This is a genomic window from Bartonella sp. AP20NXHL (assembly GCF_042196165.1).
Classification (GTDB): Bacteria; Pseudomonadota; Alphaproteobacteria; order Rhizobiales; family Rhizobiaceae; genus Bartonella.
The window spans coordinates 91,879-113,304 of sequence record NZ_JBHIPV010000002.1 but is presented as its reverse complement, the minus strand read 5'-3'; the positions used below and the strand labels follow the sequence as shown (position 1 = coordinate 113,304).

Annotated in this window: 20 protein-coding genes and 2 pseudogenes; 12 read left to right on the top strand and 10 right to left on the bottom strand. The window is 38.0% G+C overall.

Translation table 11 applies throughout. The features are described from left to right. Positions 1–27: 27 nt before the first annotated feature. Positions 28–339, bottom strand: a pseudogene (locus ACFILL_RS01710) (MBL fold metallo-hydrolase); the annotation flags it as partial. Positions 340–343: 4 nt separating this feature from the next. On the opposite strand from ACFILL_RS01710, the pseudogene ACFILL_RS01705 reads away from it, so the two are divergent. Continuing rightward, a pseudogene (locus tag ACFILL_RS01705) lies at positions 344–964 on the top strand (sensor histidine kinase); the annotation flags it as partial. Positions 965–1,543: 579 nt separating this feature from the next. After that, on the top strand, positions 1,544–2,167 hold the full coding sequence (locus ACFILL_RS01700) for a BA14K family protein (RefSeq protein WP_375630826.1): 624 nt from the start codon (positions 1,544–1,546) through the stop codon (positions 2,165–2,167). Between the two features lie 69 nt (positions 2,168–2,236). On the opposite strand, the gene ACFILL_RS01695 is transcribed toward ACFILL_RS01700, so the two are convergent. Further along, positions 2,237–2,887, bottom strand: a complete 651-nt coding sequence (locus tag ACFILL_RS01695) for an MBL fold metallo-hydrolase (protein WP_375643120.1) — start codon at positions 2,885–2,887, stop codon at positions 2,237–2,239. 144 nt (positions 2,888–3,031) lie between these two features. On the opposite strand from ACFILL_RS01695, the gene ACFILL_RS01690 reads away from it, so the two are divergent. Both ACFILL_RS01690 and ACFILL_RS01685 read left to right on the top strand, forming a co-directional pair. Beyond that, complete coding sequence (locus ACFILL_RS01690) at positions 3,032–3,736, top strand: response regulator (RefSeq protein WP_273791226.1); 705 nt, start codon at positions 3,032–3,034, stop codon at positions 3,734–3,736. Positions 3,737–3,744: 8 nt separating this feature from the next. After that, positions 3,745–5,085 carry an ATP-binding protein gene (locus ACFILL_RS01685; RefSeq protein WP_273791227.1) on the top strand — a complete coding sequence of 447 codons (1,341 nt, stop codon included), beginning with the start codon at positions 3,745–3,747 and terminating at the stop codon, positions 5,083–5,085. 45 nt (positions 5,086–5,130) lie between these two features. On the opposite strand, the gene ACFILL_RS01680 is transcribed toward ACFILL_RS01685, so the two are convergent. Together ACFILL_RS01680 and ACFILL_RS01675 are read right to left on the bottom strand one after the other, a co-directional pair. Continuing rightward, positions 5,131–5,631, bottom strand: coding sequence for a YbjN domain-containing protein (locus ACFILL_RS01680; protein ID WP_375629408.1), 501 nt, complete (start codon positions 5,629–5,631; stop codon positions 5,131–5,133). Between the two features lie 404 nt (positions 5,632–6,035). Continuing rightward, positions 6,036–6,281, bottom strand: coding sequence for an accessory factor UbiK family protein (locus ACFILL_RS01675; RefSeq protein ID WP_375630830.1), 246 nt, complete (start codon positions 6,279–6,281; stop codon positions 6,036–6,038). Positions 6,282–6,586: 305 nt separating this feature from the next. Between ACFILL_RS01675 and lgt the strand changes: the two genes are divergently transcribed. The 4 genes from lgt to ACFILL_RS01655 all read left to right on the top strand — a co-directional run bounded on the left by lgt (position 6,587) and on the right by ACFILL_RS01655 (position 10,820). Continuing rightward, entirely contained in the window at positions 6,587–7,465 is an 879-nt protein-coding gene (gene lgt, locus ACFILL_RS01670) for a prolipoprotein diacylglyceryl transferase (RefSeq protein ID WP_273791229.1), read from the top strand. Next, positions 7,440–8,519 (top strand): class I SAM-dependent methyltransferase, encoded by a 1,080-nt coding sequence (locus ACFILL_RS01665; protein WP_375643121.1) that lies wholly within the window; start codon positions 7,440–7,442, stop codon positions 8,517–8,519. The genes lgt and ACFILL_RS01665 overlap by 26 nt, the downstream gene beginning before the upstream one ends. A 102-nt stretch (positions 8,520–8,621) precedes the next feature. Next, positions 8,622–9,413 carry a peptidoglycan editing factor PgeF gene (gene pgeF / locus ACFILL_RS01660; protein WP_375643122.1) on the top strand — a complete coding sequence of 264 codons (792 nt, stop codon included), beginning with the start codon at positions 8,622–8,624 and terminating at the stop codon, positions 9,411–9,413. 474 nt (positions 9,414–9,887) lie between these two features. Then, positions 9,888–10,820 (top strand): ribose-phosphate pyrophosphokinase, encoded by a 933-nt coding sequence (locus tag ACFILL_RS01655; RefSeq protein ID WP_273791232.1) that lies wholly within the window; start codon positions 9,888–9,890, stop codon positions 10,818–10,820. On the opposite strand, the gene ACFILL_RS01650 is transcribed toward ACFILL_RS01655, so the two are convergent. Beyond that, positions 10,817–12,316, bottom strand: a complete 1,500-nt coding sequence (locus tag ACFILL_RS01650) for an ATP-binding protein (protein WP_273791233.1) — start codon at positions 12,314–12,316, stop codon at positions 10,817–10,819. The two genes, ACFILL_RS01655 and ACFILL_RS01650, sit on opposite strands and share 4 nt — an antisense overlap. 292 nt (positions 12,317–12,608) lie before the next feature. On the opposite strand from ACFILL_RS01650, the gene ACFILL_RS01645 reads away from it, so the two are divergent. Both ACFILL_RS01645 and pth read left to right on the top strand, forming a co-directional pair. Then, entirely contained in the window at positions 12,609–13,238 is a 630-nt protein-coding gene (locus ACFILL_RS01645; protein ID WP_375630835.1) for a 50S ribosomal protein L25/general stress protein Ctc, read from the top strand. A 76-nt stretch (positions 13,239–13,314) separates the two neighbouring features. Next, positions 13,315–13,941 (top strand): aminoacyl-tRNA hydrolase, encoded by a 627-nt coding sequence (gene pth, locus ACFILL_RS01640; RefSeq protein WP_375630837.1) that lies wholly within the window; start codon positions 13,315–13,317, stop codon positions 13,939–13,941. 190 nt (positions 13,942–14,131) lie between these two features. Here the strand turns inward: pth and ACFILL_RS01635 are convergent, their stop codons facing one another. Further along, on the bottom strand, positions 14,132–14,875 hold the full coding sequence (locus ACFILL_RS01635; RefSeq protein ID WP_273791236.1) for a L,D-transpeptidase: 744 nt from the start codon (positions 14,873–14,875) through the stop codon (positions 14,132–14,134). A gap of 266 nt (positions 14,876–15,141) precedes the next feature. Between ACFILL_RS01635 and ychF the strand changes: the two genes are divergently transcribed. Next, on the top strand, positions 15,142–16,245 hold the full coding sequence (gene ychF / locus ACFILL_RS01630) for a redox-regulated ATPase YchF (RefSeq protein WP_375630839.1): 1,104 nt from the start codon (positions 15,142–15,144) through the stop codon (positions 16,243–16,245). Positions 16,246–16,404: 159 nt separating this feature from the next. Here the strand turns inward: ychF and ACFILL_RS01625 are convergent, their stop codons facing one another. From ACFILL_RS01625 to petA, 4 genes are all read right to left on the bottom strand, one after another. After that, the gene (locus ACFILL_RS01625) at positions 16,405–16,845 is read right to left on the bottom strand and encodes a PRC-barrel domain-containing protein (protein ID WP_273791238.1); all 441 of its coding nucleotides are present in this window, start codon (positions 16,843–16,845) and stop codon (positions 16,405–16,407) included. Between the two features lie 110 nt (positions 16,846–16,955). After that, the gene (locus ACFILL_RS01620; protein ID WP_273791239.1) at positions 16,956–17,852 is read right to left on the bottom strand and encodes a cytochrome c1; all 897 of its coding nucleotides are present in this window, start codon (positions 17,850–17,852) and stop codon (positions 16,956–16,958) included. Continuing rightward, a complete protein-coding gene (locus ACFILL_RS01615; RefSeq protein WP_375643123.1) occupies positions 17,846–19,099 on the bottom strand; it encodes a cytochrome bc complex cytochrome b subunit in 1,254 nt (417 codons plus the stop codon). The genes ACFILL_RS01620 and ACFILL_RS01615 overlap by 7 nt, the downstream gene beginning before the upstream one ends. A 4-nt stretch (positions 19,100–19,103) precedes the next feature. Then, complete coding sequence (petA, locus tag ACFILL_RS01610) at positions 19,104–19,652, bottom strand: ubiquinol-cytochrome c reductase iron-sulfur subunit (protein ID WP_375622263.1); 549 nt, start codon at positions 19,650–19,652, stop codon at positions 19,104–19,106. Positions 19,653–20,376: 724 nt separating this feature from the next. Here petA and ACFILL_RS01605 point away from each other — a divergent pair. Beyond that, positions 20,377–20,853 carry a tRNA (cytidine(34)-2'-O)-methyltransferase gene (locus tag ACFILL_RS01605; RefSeq protein WP_273791242.1) on the top strand — a complete coding sequence of 159 codons (477 nt, stop codon included), beginning with the start codon at positions 20,377–20,379 and terminating at the stop codon, positions 20,851–20,853. Positions 20,854–21,426: the final 573 nt, after the last annotated feature.

The following is a 21,426-nucleotide window of genomic DNA, read 5'->3' as shown; positions in this document are numbered from 1 at the left end:
AACGCTTCAAAGCGTTTTTTTGTTTGCTCATATATTAAAATCTTGAAGAAAAGGATTATTTTGGCGCTCATAGCCTATGCTACTTTTAGGACCATGCCCACAAATAAAACAAACATCATCGCCTAAGGGTAAAACTTTTTCTCGAAGAGATTGTATCAATTTTTCATAGGAACAGAAGGGGAAGTCCGTACGTCCAATAGAACCACAAAAGAGAACATCACCCAAGAGGGCTAAGCGCTCTTTTTCATTGAAATAAATAACATGACCAAGGGAATGCCCTAGTGTATGCAAAACCCTAAACTCATGTCTAGCAAAATACACACACTCACCATCTTCTAACTATATCGAACAACGCACCATAATGCTTTCGGGTGTAAGCCATGATTTAAGAACCATTCTCACCCGTTTTAAACTTCAACTAGCGTTAGCAAATACTGACTTTGATATTAAGCCGCTTGAGCAAGATGTGAGCGACATGCAAAATATGTTAGAAAATGACCTTGCTTTTGCCCGTAGTGAAGGAAGTGAGTGTATTAAAACTTTTGATTTAAATGCTCTTATGCAAAAATTCTCTACCGATGCGCATCTTCACAAACGTCAATTTTCCTACACCATTGAAAGCCCTACACAAATACAAGTACGCCCACATGCCTTCACGCGTCTCATCAGCAATCTTGTATCAAAAGCATTTTGTCACGCTAATATTGTCAAACTAACAGCCATATCCCAACAAGAATCTTTCATCATAACTATTGATGATGATGGACATGGGATTCATAAAAATATGCGCACAGAAGTCTTTAAGCCATTCTTTAAACTTGATAAAACACAAAATCAAGATGCGAGTAGAGCAGGACTCGGCCTTTCTATTGCTCAAGATATAGCACGTAGCCATGGAGGCAATATTCAATTGGATGATAGCCCTCTAGGGGGCTTACGCGCTATTATTGATGTCCCCCTTTAGCAATTTTTCTTGTTAAACCACGTTATAAAAAAATCCCTAAAACTATCAAAACATGCCAAAAACACTTCTAAAACCTAAATGAGCACAAAAAAATTAAAGAGAATGTTTCCCATATATCAAAAAAAGTTCCCGCAATATATTATCTTATACAGTTATAATCTGATATCGAACTCAATATTTAACCTCACAAGAGAGTAGTCAAACAGGACTGTATTCTATCACACAAATAAGATTTTATCTTAGCACCATAAGCCTATAATAAAAAACGATAACTTTTATTCATACACCTATTGTTTAATTCATATTGTATCAATTAATAAAAAAGTACTCATCAATAAAGAATTTATAACCAATAGTAAAAAATCTGCTGCTCTCAATACAAGCTGCTTAATTAACCTTAAGAATATTACATTAATTGAAATCAAAATTTTGTCATGATTTTATTTTACTGTACCGGCAATGTTTTAACTAAATGAATTTTTATTTTTTTGTCACAATAAAGTCCAAAATTGTTCAGGCTCTATTCAGTTTGAAACGTGTAGGATGTGAAAAATACGAATTTACACAAGGAGCATCATTATGAAAAAACTCTTCAGATTAGCGGTATTATCAGCAATGTCTACTGCAACCGTTTTGATGCCATTAAATCCAACGCTTGCAGATATGGCATGGTATCATAGCTATGATATGAGGAGGGAGGCTGGTTTACCAGCTCACAATTTTAGCTCCCATTTTTCTCATAGTGAACATCGCTCTTTTGATAATCCCCACAAGCGTCATTATGTTAGCCATAAATGGGGAGCACAACAACACCATCATGTTGAACACAAGACATATCATTATGTCGAGCGCAAAAAGACAAAACACAGTAGTATTAATATAAATAACTCAGGAGAAGCTTTAGCAATAGGCATTCTTGCTCTTGCAGCAGGTGCACTTCTCGGCAAAATTTTAAAAAAACCAGAACAGCCACAAGTTGTTTATCAAACCGCACCACAGCATCAAATTGTATATCAACAGGTTCCACAAGAACAGATAATTTATGAAGCTCCGCAAACGGTGGAATATGAGCCAGTACAACAATCATGGGAGTCTGATTGGCTTAACTATTGCAAGAAAAAATACCGTTCTTTCAACCCTAAAACAGGAACTTTCCGAGACCGTAATGGTTTGGAACACGTTTGTTATGCCCCAATAAATTAACTTCTGTTCCGCCCTACTAAAAAGTCTTAAATGGCACAAAAAAACGCTTCAAAGCGTTTTTTTGTTTGCTCATATATTAAAATCTTGAAGAAAAGGATTATTTTGGCGCTCATAGCCTATGCTACTTTTGGGACCATGCCCACAAATAAAACAAACATCATCGCCTAAGGGTAAAACTTTTTCTCGAAGAGATTGCATCAATTTTTCATAGGAACAGAAGGGGAAGTCCGTACGTCCAATAGAACCACGAAAAAGAACATCACCCAAGAGGGCTAAGCGCTCTTTTTCATTGAAATAAATAACATGACCAGGGGAATGTCCTGGGGTGTGAAAAACCTTAAACACATGTCCAGCAAAATGAACACACTCACCATCTTCTAACCATTTGTCAGGAATACAGATGCAAGCATCAGTGATGCCATAATTTTTTGCGCTTTCGCTCACAGCATCCATCACAGGCTTATCATCGCGATGTGAACCGATAATTTTTACATTAAGCGCTTCTTTCGCTTGCATTGCTGCTCCTACATGATCAAAATGACCATGTGTTACCCAAATAGCCTCAACAATAACACCCTTCTTTTCGATTACGTCTTGAATCCGCGGCCAATCACCACCAGGATCAACGAGAACCCCCGTTTTACATTCACTATCAAAAAGCAAAGTGCAATTTTGTTGGAATGTCGTAACGGGAATAATATGTATATTAAGACTACCCATAATATCCTTTTCAAAAGTAACTTTTTTAAATTTATAAATAAAACTTTCTCTCCTTTAAGGTAAAGGTGCTGCTCGACAGCTTTATACAACTTATGTAAACTTGCATTTTGTGTAAACTAAATTTTTATCAAGGTTTTTTTAAGAATGACCAATCACGTTCAAGTTTTGTGTGACGATGCCCCTCACCTTCTTGTGATTGATGACGATACTCGTATTCGCAATCTTTTATTTCAGTTTCTCATTAAAAATGGATTTCGTGTTTCAGTTTCAGCCAATGCGAATGAAGCAAGACGACTGTTGGCAAGTTTAGATTTTGATCTTCTTATTGTTGATGTCATGATGCCTAGCGAAAACGGTATTGATCTCACTCATTCACTCCGCCAAACAAAAGATGTTCCTATCTTGATGCTAACAGCTTTATCAGAAATAGACAATCGTATCCGTGGATTAGAAGCAGGGGCCGATGATTATCTGTCTAAGCCGTTTGACCCTCGTGAACTTCTCCTTCGCATCAACGCCATTTTACGACGTGGTTTTCCCCTTAGCCAACCTAAAATTGAGCAAATCGTTTTTGGTCCTTATATATTTTCAATTTCACGACGCGAACTCAAAAAAGGAGGAGAAATTATTAAATTAACAGATAAAGAACAAGAAATGATGGTCATGTTTGCCGAAAATGCAGGCGATACAATTCCGCGCCATAAATTCGCGACAGATGACAGCAATATAAGTGAACGTGCCATTGATGTGCAGATCAACCGCCTTCGTCGTAAGATCGAAAAAAATCCAGCACTGCCTATATGGCTCCAAACCGTGCGAGGAATAGGGTATAAACTCTCTATTGAATAGGCACAAGAATGATCAAACCTTTAAGATTTTTTCTTCGATGGTTAACGAAAAAAATGCCTAAACGGCTTTATGCTCGCTCTTTAATCATTATTATCGCTCCCATGGTGCTTCTGCAAACGGTCATTGCTTATGTCTTTATGGAACGCCATTGGCAAATGGTAACCGAGCGTCTTTCAACGGCTGTCGTGCATGATATTTCAGCCATTATTGATATTCTTGAAACATATCCCCAACAAGATAACTATGAAGATATCAAGCGTATTGCACAACAACGTATGGGATTAAATATTTCTATTCTATCTCCTACCTCCTTACCCCCTCCAGGACCTAAGCCATTTTTTGCAATTCTTGACTATTTTTTAAGTGAAGAAATCACCCGCCAAATTAACCGTCCCTTCTGGATCGATACCGTAGGAGATTCTGATCTTGTTGAAATCCGTATCCACCTTGGTCACAACATCTTACGCGTCTTTGCTCCACGCAGCCAAGCCTATGCTTCCAATACTGCTATTTTTTTAAGCTGGATGGTAGGAACAGCTCTTGTTTTATTGCTGATAGCAATTTACTTCTTGCGCAATCAAATCAAACCGATTCAACAATTGGCTGAAGCAGCAGAAAGCTTTGGACGCGGTCGTCCTTTACCAAAAGGATTTCAACCACAAGGAGCTGATGAAGTCCGTCGTGCAGGCATCGCTTTTTTACGCATGCGTGAACGTATTGAACGCCAAATTGAACAACGTACCATGATGCTCTCAGGAGTAAGTCATGATTTAAGAACCATTCTTACACGCTTTAAACTTCAGCTGGCATTAGTAAATACTGACTTTGATATTAAACCGCTTGAGCAAGATGTAAGTGACATGCAAAATATGTTAGAAGATTATCTTGCTTTTGCTCGTGGTGAAGGAAGTGAAAGTGTCAAGACTTTTGATTTAAATGCTCTTATGCAAAAATTCTCCACCGATGCTCGTCTTCACAAACGTCAATTTTCTTACACCATTGAAGGTCCTACAGAAATACAAGTACGTCCCCGTGCTTTCACACGCTTAGTCAGCAATCTTGTAACAAATGCATTTTGTTACGGCACGACTGTTAAACTAACCGCTAACTCTCAACAAGAATCTTTTATATTGATAATCGATGATAATGGACCTGGAATTCATGAAGATATGCGCACAGAAGTTTTTAAGCCATTCTTTCGACTTGATAAAGCGCGAAATCAAGATGCAAGTGGAACAGGACTTGGTCTTTCTATTGCTCAAGACATAGCACGCAGCCATGGTGGCAATATACAATTAGATGAGAGCCCACTCGGGGGAGTGCGCGCTATTCTTGATGTCCCCCTATGAGCAATATTTCCGCAAACCGTCTGTAAAAATAACAGACTGTATATTTTAGGCATTCCCTACAGTTTCAAACAAAGTGTACTGTAGTGCCTTGTAAGCACTTTCTCCCGACAAAGCAACCATCTGAAATGCAACATAATGGCTTTCACAGGCTTTAAGTGCATGTATCAACAATGTTTCAACCTGTATATGAGATGGATGCATCCCACCAGCCAAAAGAAGACCTTGTCGATAAATAACTGAATTATTCCTTTGCCAGTAATCAAAATGTCCCAACAACAACTTTTCATTAATTGCTAGCAATAAGCGCTGTATTTCAGCTGTTCGAGCATTTTTAGTAGAGAGATCAAACGAACAAGCTAAATGAAGTGCTTCATGCTCTTCCATCCATGAAAAAGCAAGACGATAGTTTGCGCGTTTTCCTTCCACACAAACGCTAATTTCATCTTGTGCATCCCGCTCAAACGACCAATCATATTCACAGGCAATCTGTTCGATAAAGTCAACAGGGTGCTCTTTTCTTTCTGTGGCGCAAAATGCAAGCCTCATCACAATCCTCAATCATCTTAAAACATTGTCAACAGAATATAAACCGTCTAAACTGTAACAATATTTTGCTACAATCAGAACCTTTACACCAAACAAATACACATAAAAACATCGACAGTACACAAACACCCAGAACACAATCGCGCTGTTTAGGGCAACCTGATAGTCATAAAACGAATCATCAAGTCTTTTCAGTGTATTGATACAATTTCATAGCGCCAGCCCCCCTGATTCAAAAAAATGTATTTTACCCAAAAAAAAATCAAAAATAAACAAATGCTCCGCTCTAACAGACTCAAGATTAAGCATTTTTTAGTTTCACGCATCACATTGAAAAATTGGGGATATTTTTTGAAGATTCTTTTTTTAAGAAACTATTTTACTTTTTTGTGTCTGCGTTTTTTTTAATCACCTTTCTTTAAATCATCAAGGCGCCTTTTCAAATCAGCATTATCAGCATGGATTTTCAGCACCATCTCCTTAAAAGTCTCAAACTCTTCGCGAGAAACAAGATCAAGCTTGTTTGCTATCTTTTCAGCCTGCACACGAAAAGCTGTTCCAGCTTCACGTCGTATGCCTTGCGCAACGTCAGCAGCATCCGTTGCTAATTTTGCTAATTCATCAAGAATACGATTTGATCCATTACGCATAACATTTTTCCTTAAATTTTAATTATTGACGCACGCATTATAGCGTATTCTCATAACATTTAGATACTGTAATTTGTTCCTTTTACTCTATATTTTACATACTATGTAGACTTTTCATAACGATTTTGTTTAAGATTTTTTAATATTCCTTTATCACCATATTTTTTTACCGCGATAAATCAGTGGAAATCTATCTCCCTTTCTGACTAGCCTCCCTACTGACTTGACCATTGTGCATTCATCTGTCATTTCTGACCATCAGAGTCACTTCATATTCATCTCGTATAATGTAAAATGCTTAACTCATGAACAATCTGTCTTGTCCAGCCATTGCTTTTCCGTCTTTCCTTGATCCTGTCATTATCCAGCTAGGTCCCATAGCACTTCATTGGTATGGACTTGGTTACGTACTGGGTATTCTTTTTGCTTGGTGGTATGCGCAAAAATTATTAAAAAAAACATCTCTATGGTATAGAGACCACCCTCCTATGGATAAAGAAAAGATCGGAGATTTTGTTGTCTGGTCTGCCATAAGTGTTGTTATCGGAGGGCGTTTAGGACAAGTTCTTGTATGGGATCCCATTTACTATTTTAACCATCCAAGTGCTATCATTGCCGTATGGGATGGGGGAATGTCCTTTCATGGCGGACTTATTGGTATTATCATTGCTATGATCTGGTTTGCCCGTAAAAATTATATTAACATACGAGCCATGTTTGATATCATTGCTGCAGGTGCTCCTATTGGTATCGGCATTGTACGAATCTGCAACTTCATCAACCAAGAGTTATGGGGCAATATCACTACACATCCTTGGGCTGTTTGTTTTCCTCTCGATCCTTACTATTTACCGCGCCATCCAAGCCAGCTTTACGAAGCATTTATGGAAGGATTTCTTCTCTTCATCATCTTGTGTCTTCTTATTTTTGGGTTCAAAGCATTAAAGCGTCCCGGTGCTGTATCAGGAACATTTATTATAGGCTACGCAGTAGCACGCAGCATTTCTGAAGTTTACCGTGCGCCTCAAGAAGATCCAGAATGGTTTTCGACACTTTTCCATTCTACTGGTTTTACCTATGGCATGGCTTTATCTCTTCCCATGCTTCTTTTAGGGGGGTATCTTCTTCTCCACGCCTTTAAATATAAATCGACAGAAAATGGCCAATCTAAAAGAAAAAATTAAAGAAATTATTGTCCTTAATGGACCAATCACTGTTAGCCAATATATGACGTTGGCACTTACAGATCCTCAGTTTGGTTATTATCAAACACAAACACCTTTTGGACGTGATGGTGATTTCATTACAGCACCTGAAATAAGCCAATTATTTGGAGAGATGATTGGCATTTGGACTCTTGCGAGCTGGAAAGCTCAAGGTTGTCCTCATCCTTTTATCCTCGCTGAGATAGGTCCAGGACGTGGAATTTTGATGGATGACATTTTGCGAACCATCCAAAAGCTTTCTACAAGAGCATTTAATGCTGCTGAAATTTTTCTGATCGAAATAAGCAAAAAACTTGCAAAAGAACAAAAAAAGCGCCTTTGCTCTTATCAAAAACAAATCCATAGCATTGAAAATTTTAATCAAATTCCTTCAAAACCTCTCTTCCTCATTGCTAATGAATTTCTCGATACACTCCCTATCAACCAATATATTAAAGTCAATGGAGAATGGAAAGAGCGCTGCATTACAGTCAATCAAAATGGAGATTTCATCTTTATTGCTGCCCCGCATAAACTTCCCTCTTCTTGTCTACAAACCTATTGTTCTAAAGTGCCTGACGGAACAATTTTTGAACATGCCCCTTTACGGCATCAATTCATGCAACAAATCAGCCACCATTTAGTGCAAGTGACAGGTTCTGCTTTACTTATCGACTATGGTGCTTGTGAGCTTGCCTTTGGCGATACCTTGCAAGCACTCTCAAAACATAAATTTCGTGATGTTTTTGATGCCCCTGGTGAACATGATTTAACATCCCATGTTGATTTTTCTTTTTTAAAAAACATAGCTCTTGAACAGGGCTGTTTTGCTGAAATCTTAGAGCAAGGAGAATTTCTTTTTAAAATGGGGCTACTGGAGCGCGCAAACCAGCTTGGAGTTGGCAAAAGTGCTCCTTTGCAAGACAAAATCCGCCAAGACATCGAACGGCTCGCTGGTCCAGATCAGATGGGAAAATTATTTAAAGTTTTACATTTCAGTGATAAAAACATCTCCATACCTCCTCAATTTTGATGATCGGCGCTTTTGTCAATAAGCACATCAGTATCTGAAATATTCATTGACAAATATGAACATCTCCATCCTCATTTCAAATAATCTCCATAAGGAACTTTTATGAAATCTATCCCTCATCCCATTCTTGCAAAAAATCTTTCTACTTTACACACCCATGGGATAAAACATGGATTTTTTACACGTCAAGGTGGTGTTTCAAAAAATCTTTATCATAGTCTTAATGTTGGGAAAGGTTCAAATGATCAGCTTGAATATATTGTACAGAATCGTCTTTTGATCGCCAATTATTTTTCTATTGAGGCGCAAAATTTAGTCACAGTCAATCAAATACACTCCTGTAACGTTGTCGTAGCTCATCAAGCAACTATCGGTGCACCTCCTCAAGCTGATGCTTTGGTTACGACCACCCCAGAACTCGTTATTGGGGTTCTTACAGCAGATTGCGGACCCATTCTGTTTGCTGATCCACAAGCTGAAGTCATCGCTGCAACTCATGCTGGCTGGCGTGGAAGCTTAAATGGAATTATCGAGAAAACAATTGCTGTTATGGAAACACAAGGAGCCAAAAGACAATCAATAACAGCAGTCCTTGGACCTTGTATTGGCCCTTATCACTACGAAGTAACAAATGAATTTTACGACCAATTTATTGATTACCACAGCAAATACCAAAAATATTTTTTAAAAACAGACAAAATAAATCGCTTTTATTTTAATCTATGGGCATTTATTATAAACCAACTCAAAGAAGCAGGCGTTAATGCTTCTTGTGTAGAGCTTTGTACCTATCAAGATGAACAGCGTTTTTTCTCCTATCGCCGTGCAATACACCGCAACGAACCCGATTACGGACGGCAAATTTCTGCTATTATGCTGAAAAACAAAAGATGAGCCCCTTTTATACTTGAGAACAATACCAAAACTGCAAAACTAAACTTTTTACCCAAATGTAAAAATAAATCCCATTGGACTTTGCTTTTTTCACAAAATTATCTACCAGCACATAAAATATGATAGCCTTCGCTGTGATCATTTTCAATGTTTGGTTATAATAATTGAAGGCAAGATGATACTTCTTTTTATTACTCCCCTTCATTCATCTTAAATATGAAACATTCCCCATATTGAAAGCATTTTTATAAAGTAATAACCAAAAAGATTAATCAATATGTATTTCTTTGCCGCATGGAGAAAAAACTTTGCTCTAAAAGTAACAAACTTTTGGAAAAAGAGAAAACATACTGCATAGCTCTTTAATAATAATCGATAAAATTGTAAGGCTTTTGTAATTGTTCTCTTGCAATTTAATAAAAAGAAATTAAAAACCGTGTCGCATTCTCACCATGATGATTCAGAGGTTCTACTATGAAACTTTTCTGCGGAAATTCTAATCCACGCCTAGCTGAAGATGTTGCAAATTATTTGAACATCCCCTTAGGCAAAGCAACTGTAAAGCGCTTTGCTGATCAAGAAATTTTCGTAGAACTGCATGAAAATGTACGTGGCCAAGATGTTTTTGTTTTGCAATCTACATCCTATCCCGCAAATGATCATTTGATGGAATTGCTCATCATGATTGATGCCCTTCGTCGTTCTTCTGCACGTCGTATTACAGCTGTTATCCCCTATTTTGGCTATGCCCGCCAAGATAGAAAACCAGGACCACGGACTCCTATTTCTGCAAAACTTGTTGCCAACCTAATTACGGAAGCAGGGGCCCATCGTGTTTTAACATTGGACCTTCATGCAGGACAAATTCAAGGTTTTTTTGATATCCCTACAGATAATCTCTATGCTGTTCCTGTCATTTCTCGCGATGTCAAAGTGCATTATTCTCTTGAAAATGTTATCGTTGTTTCACCTGATGTGGGTGGTGTGGTTCGCGCGCGCGCGCTCGCCAAGCGCTTGAACAGTTTGCTCGCTATTGTGGATAAACGTCGCGAAAGCCCCGGTGAATCAGAAGTTATGAATATCATTGGAGATGTATCGGGAAAAGATTGCCTTTTGCTTGATGATATTGTTGATTCAGGTGGAACTTTATGCAATGCAGCAAGTGCTCTGCTTAAACATGGTGCCAATAGTGTCACGGCTTATATCACGCACGGTGTTCTTTCTGGTAATGCAATCGAACGAATTGCCAATTCAGAGATGAAAGAATTGGTTATTACAGATTCAATTATGCCAACACAAGCTATTGAGAAAACCCATAATATTCGTGTTTTGCCCATTGCCGACCTTATTGGAGAAGCAATAGCAAGGACAGCAGCAGAACAATCGGTTTCCAGCTTATTTGGTTAAAGTGGTTCCTTGGGGTCTCCCGGTGCTGTTTCAACACCAAGATCAGGAAATGCAACAATACGTTGACCACTAAAATGCGTATGAATAACAATAAGTCCACGCTCTTCAAAGTAGGTTAAAAGTCGGCGTGCACGGCTTAAAGAATGAGTTCCATAAAGACGTGCTAAAAATGCATCAGATGGACATGGCTTTCCCCCTAATGCGGCCTGTGCCACATTCAAGAAGACTCCTTGAACATCTTCTTCCAAACTTTCTGATATCTGCAAAATATGTTTCCAATGTTCACTGACAGCCGTTTGTTCATCAACAAAAGCCTGAGCAATAGCCAATTTACGCCGAAATTGTGAAAGATTAAAAGGAACCTTTGACATACCATGGATACGGCAACGAACTGAAAAATCTTGATAAAGCACCGCTGTTGAACGATAAAAAGCCTCAGAATCCTCAAGAATTTCCCGAATAATATGTTCTGCTTGGCCGTCACGCTCAACATCAGAAAGTTCAGGAAATAAACTCAGGTTTTCTTCCAACAGCTCTTGTTTTTTATGCACTACCTCCTCTAACATCTCGTGCATTGATTTTTCCCTCATCGGCTCTCGTGTTTGTTTAAATGGCGTTAAAATTTCCTCTGGTGAAGCAGTAAAAACGAGCTCTTGCACATCATCCCGCTCTGTTGGAAGTGGCATTAATTTAGGACTAGAAGAGCGTGCCAAAGTTTCAACAGAACCGATAATGATTGGTAAGGGACGTCGTGATAAAGCAGGGCCTAAAGCTATAAAATTTCCCCGTTCAAGATCTCTAAACATTTCCGCTTGGCGACGCTCCATTCCCAAAAGATCAGCAGCGCGCACCATATCAATATCTAAAAAAGTCCGCCCTATTAAAAAGTTTGAAGCTTCAGCAGCAACATTTTTGGCAAGCTTAGCCAAACGTTGTGTCGCAATAACACCAGCAAGACCACGTTTACGTCCTCGACACATAAGATTGGTCATAGCGCTCAAAGAAATTTTACGCGCTTCATCAGAAACTTCTCCTGCTGCAGTTGGAGCAAACAATTGTGCTTCATCGACAACGACAAGCATAGGATACCAATAATCACGTTCCACATCAAAAAGTGCCCCAAGGAAAGCCCCTACAGCACGCATCTGTTGTTCAGTATCCAAGCCTTCAAGATTAAATACCACTGAAACTCGATGTTGTCGAATGCGATGGGCAATACGAGTCAACTCTAATTCACTACGTTGAGCCTCTACAATAACATGACCAAATTTATCTGCCAAAGTTACAAAATCGCCTTCTGGATCAATTACACAATGCTGCACCCACTTAGCACTTTGCTCCAAAAGACGGCGTAAAAGATGTGATTTCCCTGAACCGGAATTACCTTGTACAAGAAGACGTGTCGCCAATAATTCTTCTAAGTCAAGAAGTGCTGGCATCGATTTATGCAAAGCACGATTCTCTGACATCTCACCCAAGGCAATCTCAACCTTCATAACATCTCCAGTGTTTGATTTTGAACATATCAGTGCCAGCACATATTGGTTGATTCTCCATCCACACCGCAATTTGTAACATTTCCTCCTTTTTAACGGTAGAAATCATCGATTTTTCCCACAACTCTTGCATCTATGAATAGTTTGAACTATAGAACAAACTTCTGCGTAGACACCCTTGGAGGCAACGTAGAATGGAGTGATCGCTGTTGGTTAGCGCATATCTTCATATCCATGCAAAAACTATTACTGTTTTTGAAGGATCTCCAATCATGTAAAAAGGACTTAAATTATGAGTAAAAGCTACACTCTTAAGGCCGAAAAACGCGAGCGGGTTGGTAAGGGGTCCTCCCGTGAACTTCGCCGCAACGGTCTTATTCCTGCTGTCATTTATGGTGAAAAACAACCACCCTTGGCAATAACAGTTCCCTATAAAGAAATTTTCTACAAAATTCATGCCGGTGGCTTTCGTACCACCATTGCAACGATTATTCTTGACAAGCAAAAAATTATGGTTTTGCCAAAAGATTATCAATTAGATCCCGTGCGTGACTTTCCCCTCCATGTAGACTTTTTACGCATTTCAGCAAAATCTGTTGTAGAAGTGAATATTCCTGTCCACTTCCTCAATGAAGATACGGCACCTGGACTTAAAAAGGGTGGTGTCCTCAATATTGTTCGGCACGAAATTGAATGTACAGCTCCAGCAAGTGCTATTCCTGAAGCTATTGAAATTGATCTCTCCAGCTACTCTATTGGTGATTCTATTCACATTTCAGCAGTGCAACTGCCAAAAGATGTGACTCCCATCATCCAAGATCGAGACTTTACCATTGCAACTATTGCAACTCCTGCTGGCATGGATGTCAGCGATGAAACTTCTGAGCAAGAAAATGATGAAGAAAACACGGAAACTTCATAAAACTCAAAAGGCGGGAATTTTTTCCGCCTTAATTTATGAGGCATTACCCTTACTCATACTTTGACTGAAGATACACATGTGGCTTATTGCTGGTCTTGGCAATCCTGGTTTACAATATCAAAATAACCGCCATAATATCGGTTTTATGGCTGTTGATGCCATTTATCAGTCCTTCTCTTTTTCTCCATGGTCAAAGAAGTTTCAAGCAGAAATCTCCAATGGTTTCATAAGTAATGAGAAAATTTTTCTTATAAAACCACAAACTTTCATGAATCTTTCTGGTCAAGCTATTGGCGAAGCTTTGCGATTTTATAAATTAGATTTGAAGAATTTGATCATCATTTATGATGAGTTAGACCTGTCACCGGGAAAAGTTCGTATAAAAATTGGTGGAGGAAATAATGGGCATAATGGCATTAAGTCTATTGATGCCCATTGTGGTACTGACTATTGTCGTATACGCATAGGAATTGGTCATCCTGGAAGCAAAGAACTTGTTCATCAGCATGTTCTGGGAAATTTCACCAAATCTGATCAAGAATGGTTATCCCCTCTCTTAGAGGCAATTGCAAAAAATATTGCTCTCCTTATAAAAGATGAGAAATCCCTCTTTATGAATGAAGTTTCACAAACGATAAAAAACAATCAAAACCATTGGCTTGAGTGTCCCAGTCGCGTGAAGAATATGGATAAGAACTCTTAAAAAAAATCCTCTTATAAACTTTCTCAAAGGAAAAATCTGTTGGCAACGTGAGAAGCTAAAAAATAGAATCAGAATACAAGCTTGTATGCACTTTTGAAAAAGAAAGGCTTATTTTCTCTTTTAAGAAAAAGAGAAGATTGAACAGAAAACCAAAACACTTAAACAGCTCTCTCCAATCTTCTCCCCAAAATTAAAAAAATTCATTTGGCTGAATGGTCGACTGTAGCGGATCATAGCCATTTGATTGTTGACTATAAACTGTAGGAATACTCCTATTGTTTTGCAATACCACAACACGCGAACCAACGGGAACACGATCATAAAGATCGATAATATCTTGATTAAGCAAACGAATGCACCCACTTGAAATAGCACGCCCAATTGACCACGATTCGTGTGAACCATGAATACGGAAAAGTGTATCTTTCCCATTTTTGAACAAATAAAGTGCCCGCGCACCTAATGGATTATCGGGTCCTGGTGGCATTCCTTTCCCAAGATGTCCATAACGTTCTGGTTCTCGAGCCATCATAGCTGCAGTAGGAGCCCAATTTGGCCACCGACGCTTGCGCTGTATAACCCCCTCACCTTCAAATGCTAAACCTTCCTTACCGACCCCAATCCCATAACGCAAAGCTTTTCCATTTTCACCAATAAGGTAAAGAAAACACTCTTGCGTATCTACAACCAATGTTCCAGCTGGATAAGATGTATAATAAATCACTTCTTGTCGCCAATATTTTGGATCAATTGTCGCAAGATCAACAGCAGGTAACGAATAAGTCTCATTCGTTACAGGACCATACAAAGCCTGTATTTCTGGTGGAATGTATCGAACTTGTTGAAAAGAAACCGATGACATATCTGACTGATGTGTAGCACATCCAGCCAAAGCCAAAAGTGCTGCAATTAAAAAGGCACAACGAGATAACACTCTTCTATTTTCTCCGATTAATTATTTATGCAGATTTGCATACCATGAAAAACTTAGCACAATATTAACATTAATTCGAAGTTTTCTTATCCTTGAAACTAAGGAGAGAATTAAGATAAGAAGAACTAAGGTAAAAAAAGCAGATACCTGCTACTTTATACTTTTTTCTCACTTATCGCAAGGCAAGGACTATAACTCTTATGAAAATATGCTATAAAAAAGAAGCTTTATCTTGACTATAAAATCAAACGAAAAGAAAGACTCTCATGGGCTTTAAATGCGGTATTGTCGGATTACCTAATGTTGGGAAATCAACTCTTTTTAATGCATTAACAAAAACAGCCACTGCACAGGCTGCCAATTATCCTTTCTGTACCATTGAACCCAATACCGGTGAAGTTGCTGTTCCAGATTTACGAATGGAAAAAATTGCATCAATCGCTGGTTCAAAAGAAATGATTCCTACACGCATTAACTTCGTCGATATTGCGGGGCTTGTGCGAGGAGCTTCAAAAGGCGAAGGTTTAGGAAACAAATTTTTAGCCAATATTCGCGAAGTCGATGCCATTGTCCACGTTTTACGCTGTTTTCAAAATGAAGATATTACCCATGTAGAGGGACGTATTGATCCTGTTAGTGATGCAACAACGGTTGAAACCGAACTCATGCTTGCGGATCTTGAAAGTCTTGAGAGACGAATCATACAAATTCGTAAACGAGCAACCGGAAAAGACAAAGAAGCTCTCACAATTTTGCCTATTATGGAAAAAGCATTAAACATACTGCAACAGGGAAACCCTGTCCGGTTATTGCTCAAAGATATCTCTTCCGATGAACACCACATTCTTAAAAGCTTGAATCTTTTAACCTCCAAGCCTGTACTTTATGTTTGTAATGTAAGCGAAAATGACGCCGCTCATGGAAATAGCTTTACCCAAACAGTTGAAAAAATGGCAACAGAGCAAAATGCGCAAAGCATTATCATTTCTGCTTCTATCGAAGCGGAAATCACACAACTGAGTGATGCTGAAGCATCAGAATATCTCAATGCTTTAGGACTCTTTGAACCGAGTCTCAATCGCCTCATTCGCGCTGGTTACCATTTACTTGATCTCATTACTTACTTCACCTGTGGGCCTAAGGAAACACGAGCATGGACAATTACGCGTGGTACAAAAGCTCCCCAAGCAGCTGGCGTTATTCACTCAGATTTTGAGCGCGGTTTCATTCGTGCTCAAACCATCAGCTACAATGACTATATTGCTCTGGGTGGAGAAAGCGGTGCAAAAGAAGCAGGAAAAGCCCGCGATGAAGGAAAAGAATACATTGTGCAAGATGGCGATATCATGTTATTTAAACATAATACTTAAATCTTCACTCTGTCTTAATAGTTTATCTTGAAAACTTTGGTAATAGCTCCTTGGAATCTTGTCGCAAAAGCTCTCAAGAGTTTTTAGAACAAAAAGACTGTTGCTAGCATATGATTATGATAGCAACAGTTTTATCCATTAAAGAATGAAAATATAAAATTAGCGTGTCCAACGCCCTTCGTATTTAAATGTTGGAGCGTCCTTTAAAGAATCTTTTGTCGCATTTGTAATGAGTTTCCATTTACCATAATCATTTGTCATCTGGATTGTTTCTGGAGAAACGACCACATAACTCTCGCCTATGCCAAGAAAACCACCAACAGCAATAACAAATCCTGCAATATTATTTTCACGTAAAATAATATCTTTTACTTCACCAATATTTTCATCTTCTATATTATATACATTGGCGCCTATAAGACTGGAAGCTACAAAATCCGTTGCTAAAGGTGTCACATAACGCACAGACTTATCTATCCCCACCTGTACAATACCCGTCGAAGAGATCATTTCAGGTTTTGAAGGCACTTCAAAAGACTGAGCATAAGTACTAGAAACCATCAAAATTGACATAAGAGTAGTACATGCAATTTTTTTCATTTTAACATCTCCATTTTTACTTTGCTTTTACTTTATAAAACCTCAATGCATCATAAAAAGATTTGTTCCTTATGCTCTTTATACTCTATACTCTTTCGAGTCTTGTCGCTTTACCCTTTTCTCTTTATTTCGTCTTTTATTTCTTTCTCTAACTCTTTTTCTAAACCACACCAAATACGATTTTTTAAAATATAAACAAGCCCTGCAAAAATGATTAAAAATAAAATAACACGAAAACCGGTTTTTTTACGAATTTCCATATGAGGATCAGCAGCCCACATCAAAAAAGCAGAAACATCGCGCGCATAATGTTCAATGATTTCTGGAGTTCCATCTTCATAAGCAACCATACCATCACTCAAAGGAGGAGCCATCGTTAAAGAATTACCGGCAATAAAATAAGGATTATACCAATAACCATTCGCAATTTTTATCTCCTTCGGTGCCTTCTGATATCCTGTTAAAAGAGCTGTAATATAATCTGGACCAGCTGTATCATAATGAGTTAATACATCAGTAATTAAAGCAGGAAACGGCAAAGATACCCCACGTGCACGTGCCATCAATGACAAATCTGGAGGATAAGCACTATTCAAAATAAATCTTTCTTCTTCTTCATGTGAAAAGGGAGAAGGAAAATAATCCGTTGCAACCCCAGCACGTTTAAAAAATTTTCCTTCTCGATTAGGGCCATCGCGCACTTCATATTGCCCCGCCAAAGCTTTAATCTGTTCTTGATCATACCCTAGAGCTTTTAAATTGCGAAACGCCACATATTTTAGCCCATGGCAGCTGGAACAAACTTGTTTATAAACCTTTAATCCGCGCCTCAATTGCGCCTTATCATAAAGCCCAAATGGACCTGAAAAACTCCATTCTTGTTTTTTAGGAACTTGTAAAGGAAAAGAAATAAATCCCTCTTCCTGATCAGAGTCATCACTCGCTAAACTCTGAGCAGAAAAGCTCATAGCAACAATAAAAATCAGTCCGACAAAAACATTTACCATAGTCTCTTTTTCTGTTTTAAATCTTGCATAATTGAAGAAGGAAGAGAACAATTTTTTTCAAATGCTGGCAAAATCGGCAAAATAACCAAAAAAAATATAAAATAATAAACAGTAGCCAATTGTGTCCATAAAAGAATTTTATCACTTATTTCTCTTGACCCCAACCAACCAAGAAAAACGACATCAATAACCAACGCCCAAAAGAAAATTTTATAAACAGGTCGATATCTTGCTGAACATATTTTAGAACGGTCTAACCATGGCACAAAAATTAAAATGCAAATCGAACTGACGAATAAAACAAAGCCAACAAAGTTTGAAGAGAAAATACCAATATCAAAAGTTATAGCACGAAGCATCGCATAAAAAGGCAAAAAATACCATTCTGGAACCACACGAAGAGGTACCTTTAAAGGATCTGCCACACTATAATTTTCAGCCTGCCCCATATAATCGGGCATATAAAACAAAAACCAGGCAAAGAAGATCAGAAAAACAGTAATAGCAAAAATATCTTTGATAAGCGCATAAGGCGAAAATGGAACTGTTTCCTTATCTGATTGTATAGCAAGACCCGTTGGATTACCTTGCCCAACACAATGGATTGCCCAAATATGCAGCCCCACAAAAAGAAGCAAAATAAATGATAAAACATAATGGAAAACATAAAAACGATTCAACGTTGGTTGTCCTACGACATAACCACCCAGAAGTGTCTCATGCAACCATGTCCCCACCAAAGGTATCGTTTTAAAAAGCCCTGCAATCACTGAAGCCGCTGAAATAGACATCATCCCCCAAACAAGCACATAACCAAAAAATGCTATTGCCATCATGATGATATAAATAAAAATACCTGTAACCCATACCATTTCTCGCATGTTTTTATAAGAACCATAATAAAGTCCACGTGCCAAATGGATATAAACAGCAATAAAAAAAAACGAAGAGCCTACACAATGCCATGGACGAAAAAGCCAACCAAACTGCCCTTCACGCCGAAATCGTTCACTGGTTTCAAAAGCCAAATGAATATCCGGAACATAATGCATAGCCAAGACAATACCAGTCAAGAGCTGTGATAAAAGCATAATGGTTAAAATACCGCCAAATGTGTAAAAGTAATTAAGATTACGCGGAACAGGAAAAATCACAAATGCATTATAAAAAAAACGAGGAAGAGGAAAACGCTTATCAAACCAACGGGCAAGAGCATTTTTAGGACAATAAGGAGGAAACCTTATCATGACTTTATCCTATTTTGAGCAAAGTATCAGAAAGAAATTGGTAAGGTGGAATAGTCAAATTATAGTTAGCTGGGCCTGACCGCACTCTTCCAGCGGTATCATAAACAGACCCATGACAGGGACACAACCATCCTCCAAATTTACCCGATTGCCCAAGTGTTACACAGCCTAGATGCGTACAAAGATTAATAACAATCAGCCAATTTTCACGTCCTTTACCTGCTGAACGCGCAAAATCTGTTGCTTCTTTTTCACCTTCAAGATTAGGATTGCGCGCTTGACGATCTTTTAGAAGTCTCAATTCAGTAGCGCGCGCATCAGCAATTTCTTTTGCCGTACGATTTCGAATAACAACAGGCTGTCCTCGCCACTTTACCGTTACCGACATCCCCTCTTCAATACCAGAAAGATCAACCTCAACAGAGGAAGATGCCAAAACAGCTTCATCTGGACGCAACTGACGGATAAAAGGCCACGCAACCGCTCCCATTCCAACTGCTCCTGCAACAGCTGTTACCAAAAACAGAAAATCCCGCCTCGTTTGCTCACCCATGGACTTAACTTAAAGAGACACTTTGCTAAAACATTCTTTTACCATACCCTCTCCCATTGTACAATGCTTGATCATTCAGTTACCTCAACCATGAAAACATCCCCGTAAAAAACTCCTGCCATTTGTATGGTTTATACAAAAACTGTTTTATAATGATAATTCATCGTTTTACAGAGTGAATGAAATTCTGAAACACCGTAAGTTTCTTTCATTTCAAACCTATTCATATTAATCAATCAAAATTACTCCCCCACCCGTGAAAATCAGAGATAGCATGTAAATAAACACTTCTAAAGAAAGAAATATTGTCTTGTTATGACCATATCTCAGTAAATAAGTTGAGCTTATCGGTTATTTCTTTAACACATTTACAGCATCTCTCCCTTCCTCAATTCCAACTGGTTGCATGAGTATTTGTTTCGCTTCTGTTTTTGCATAAAAAGCATATTTTGTTGATTTTAATTAAAATGGATGATCTAACCGCATTAAATACCCCACTTTTCAACATAATGAGCCAATCCATTTCATGGATCGCTCAATAAAAGGAAGTCTCTAATAAGGAGCTTCTCTCTTATCCCAAACAGACCTGTATACATAACTTTTTCCCTGAAATTTAAAGGGAATAAAAATTAACCGTAAAAACATGTATTTCTCAAAGCATATTTTTCGAATAAATTGTGGTGCTTCTTTACAAAGTCGAAAGAAAAATCATATTACAGAGAACATGACACTTCATATAGCTCTTTTCCAACCTGATATTGCTGGTAATACTGGAACGATTTTACGTCTTAGCGCTTGCTTTGGTTTACATGTGCACATTATTGAACCTGCAGGCTTTAATCTGTCGGATCGTAATCTCAAACGCGCAGGATTGGATTATCTCGAATATGCTTCCTTAGAACGACACATTGATTGGCAACATTTTATAAGCTCCATGAAACACTTAAACCGCCGCCTGTTGCTTTTAAGTACAAAAGCAAAAACATGCTATACGCAGATATGCTATCAAAGAAATGATGTTTTACTTTTTGGTCGTGAAACAGCTGGCGTTCCCGATTATGTTCATGAAGCGGCCGATTACACATTGAAAATTCCCATGCAACCACAGGCACGCTCTCTAAATCTCGCCATGAGCGTAGCCATAACAACAGGAGAAGCATTACGCCAAATTGGTTATCATGAAAGAACCTGTAATCTATAAAAACACAACAATTCCACTAAAATTTTAATAGAACGATAAAAATACATAAAATATGGTTTTAAATAATTAAAAAATATTTTTTATAGCGTATAATAAGTAATTAAAAGCGCATACGTTTCAATAATACTTTTGGAATAACTTACAGAATTCCTGTAAAAAAACATAAATTATTACGAAAAACAATATACAATATATAAAAAACAGTTAGAGTGTATAATGCCTATCATTTTCCAACAATTAAGTGCTGATAAAATAAACATTTCTTAGTGCCCATCATATCCATTTCATATCACCACCTATAAATGATTAAATACTCCTCCTAGTAAAAATCCATTAGATATCCCCCTCTTCATGCTCATACAAAGTGCAAACCGCTATCACTATTCTCTTTATTCATTCTCATTTTCGAGAATCCTTATCTTTGAGATGGTTCATAAGAGACATTTTTCCTCTCTGTAATCACTTTTCCTCACTTGTGACATCTAAGGCAAATAATTTTGATTGATGTAATATGAACAGGTTTGAAATAACCTTACAATATTTGGAGCTCTTGTTTCACATGAAAAATTACTA

What these genes read in the sequence shown, in the direction of transcription:
- ACFILL_RS01700 (WP_375630826.1), top strand. Translation starts at nt 1,544, where the DNA reads ATGAAAAAACTCTTCAGATTAGCGGTATTATCAGCAATGTCTACTGCA.
- ACFILL_RS01695 (WP_375643120.1), bottom strand. Translation starts at nt 2,887, where the DNA reads ATGGGTAGTCTTAATATACATATTATTCCCGTTACGACATTCCAACAA.
- ACFILL_RS01690 (WP_273791226.1), top strand. Translation starts at nt 3,032, where the DNA reads ATGACCAATCACGTTCAAGTTTTGTGTGACGATGCCCCTCACCTTCTT.
- ACFILL_RS01685 (WP_273791227.1), top strand. Translation starts at nt 3,745, where the DNA reads ATGATCAAACCTTTAAGATTTTTTCTTCGATGGTTAACGAAAAAAATG.
- ACFILL_RS01680 (WP_375629408.1), bottom strand. Translation starts at nt 5,631, where the DNA reads ATGAGGCTTGCATTTTGCGCCACAGAAAGAAAAGAGCACCCTGTTGAC.
- ACFILL_RS01675 (WP_375630830.1), bottom strand. Translation starts at nt 6,281, where the DNA reads ATGCGTAATGGATCAAATCGTATTCTTGATGAATTAGCAAAATTAGCA.
- lgt (WP_273791229.1), top strand. Translation starts at nt 6,587, where the DNA reads ATGAACAATCTGTCTTGTCCAGCCATTGCTTTTCCGTCTTTCCTTGAT.
- ACFILL_RS01665 (WP_375643121.1), top strand. Translation starts at nt 7,440, where the DNA reads ATGGCCAATCTAAAAGAAAAAATTAAAGAAATTATTGTCCTTAATGGA.
- pgeF (WP_375643122.1), top strand. Translation starts at nt 8,622, where the DNA reads ATGAAATCTATCCCTCATCCCATTCTTGCAAAAAATCTTTCTACTTTA.
- ACFILL_RS01655 (WP_273791232.1), top strand. Translation starts at nt 9,888, where the DNA reads ATGAAACTTTTCTGCGGAAATTCTAATCCACGCCTAGCTGAAGATGTT.
- ACFILL_RS01650 (WP_273791233.1), bottom strand. Translation starts at nt 12,316, where the DNA reads ATGAAGGTTGAGATTGCCTTGGGTGAGATGTCAGAGAATCGTGCTTTG.
- ACFILL_RS01645 (WP_375630835.1), top strand. Translation starts at nt 12,609, where the DNA reads ATGAGTAAAAGCTACACTCTTAAGGCCGAAAAACGCGAGCGGGTTGGT.
- pth (WP_375630837.1), top strand. Translation starts at nt 13,315, where the DNA reads ATGTGGCTTATTGCTGGTCTTGGCAATCCTGGTTTACAATATCAAAAT.
- ychF (WP_375630839.1), top strand. Translation starts at nt 15,142, where the DNA reads ATGGGCTTTAAATGCGGTATTGTCGGATTACCTAATGTTGGGAAATCA.
- ACFILL_RS01625 (WP_273791238.1), bottom strand. Translation starts at nt 16,845, where the DNA reads ATGAAAAAAATTGCATGTACTACTCTTATGTCAATTTTGATGGTTTCT.
- ACFILL_RS01620 (WP_273791239.1), bottom strand. Translation starts at nt 17,852, where the DNA reads ATGGTAAATGTTTTTGTCGGACTGATTTTTATTGTTGCTATGAGCTTT.
- ACFILL_RS01615 (WP_375643123.1), bottom strand. Translation starts at nt 19,099, where the DNA reads ATGATAAGGTTTCCTCCTTATTGTCCTAAAAATGCTCTTGCCCGTTGG.
- petA (WP_375622263.1), bottom strand. Translation starts at nt 19,652, where the DNA reads ATGGGTGAGCAAACGAGGCGGGATTTTCTGTTTTTGGTAACAGCTGTT.
- ACFILL_RS01605 (WP_273791242.1), top strand. Translation starts at nt 20,377, where the DNA reads ATGACACTTCATATAGCTCTTTTCCAACCTGATATTGCTGGTAATACT.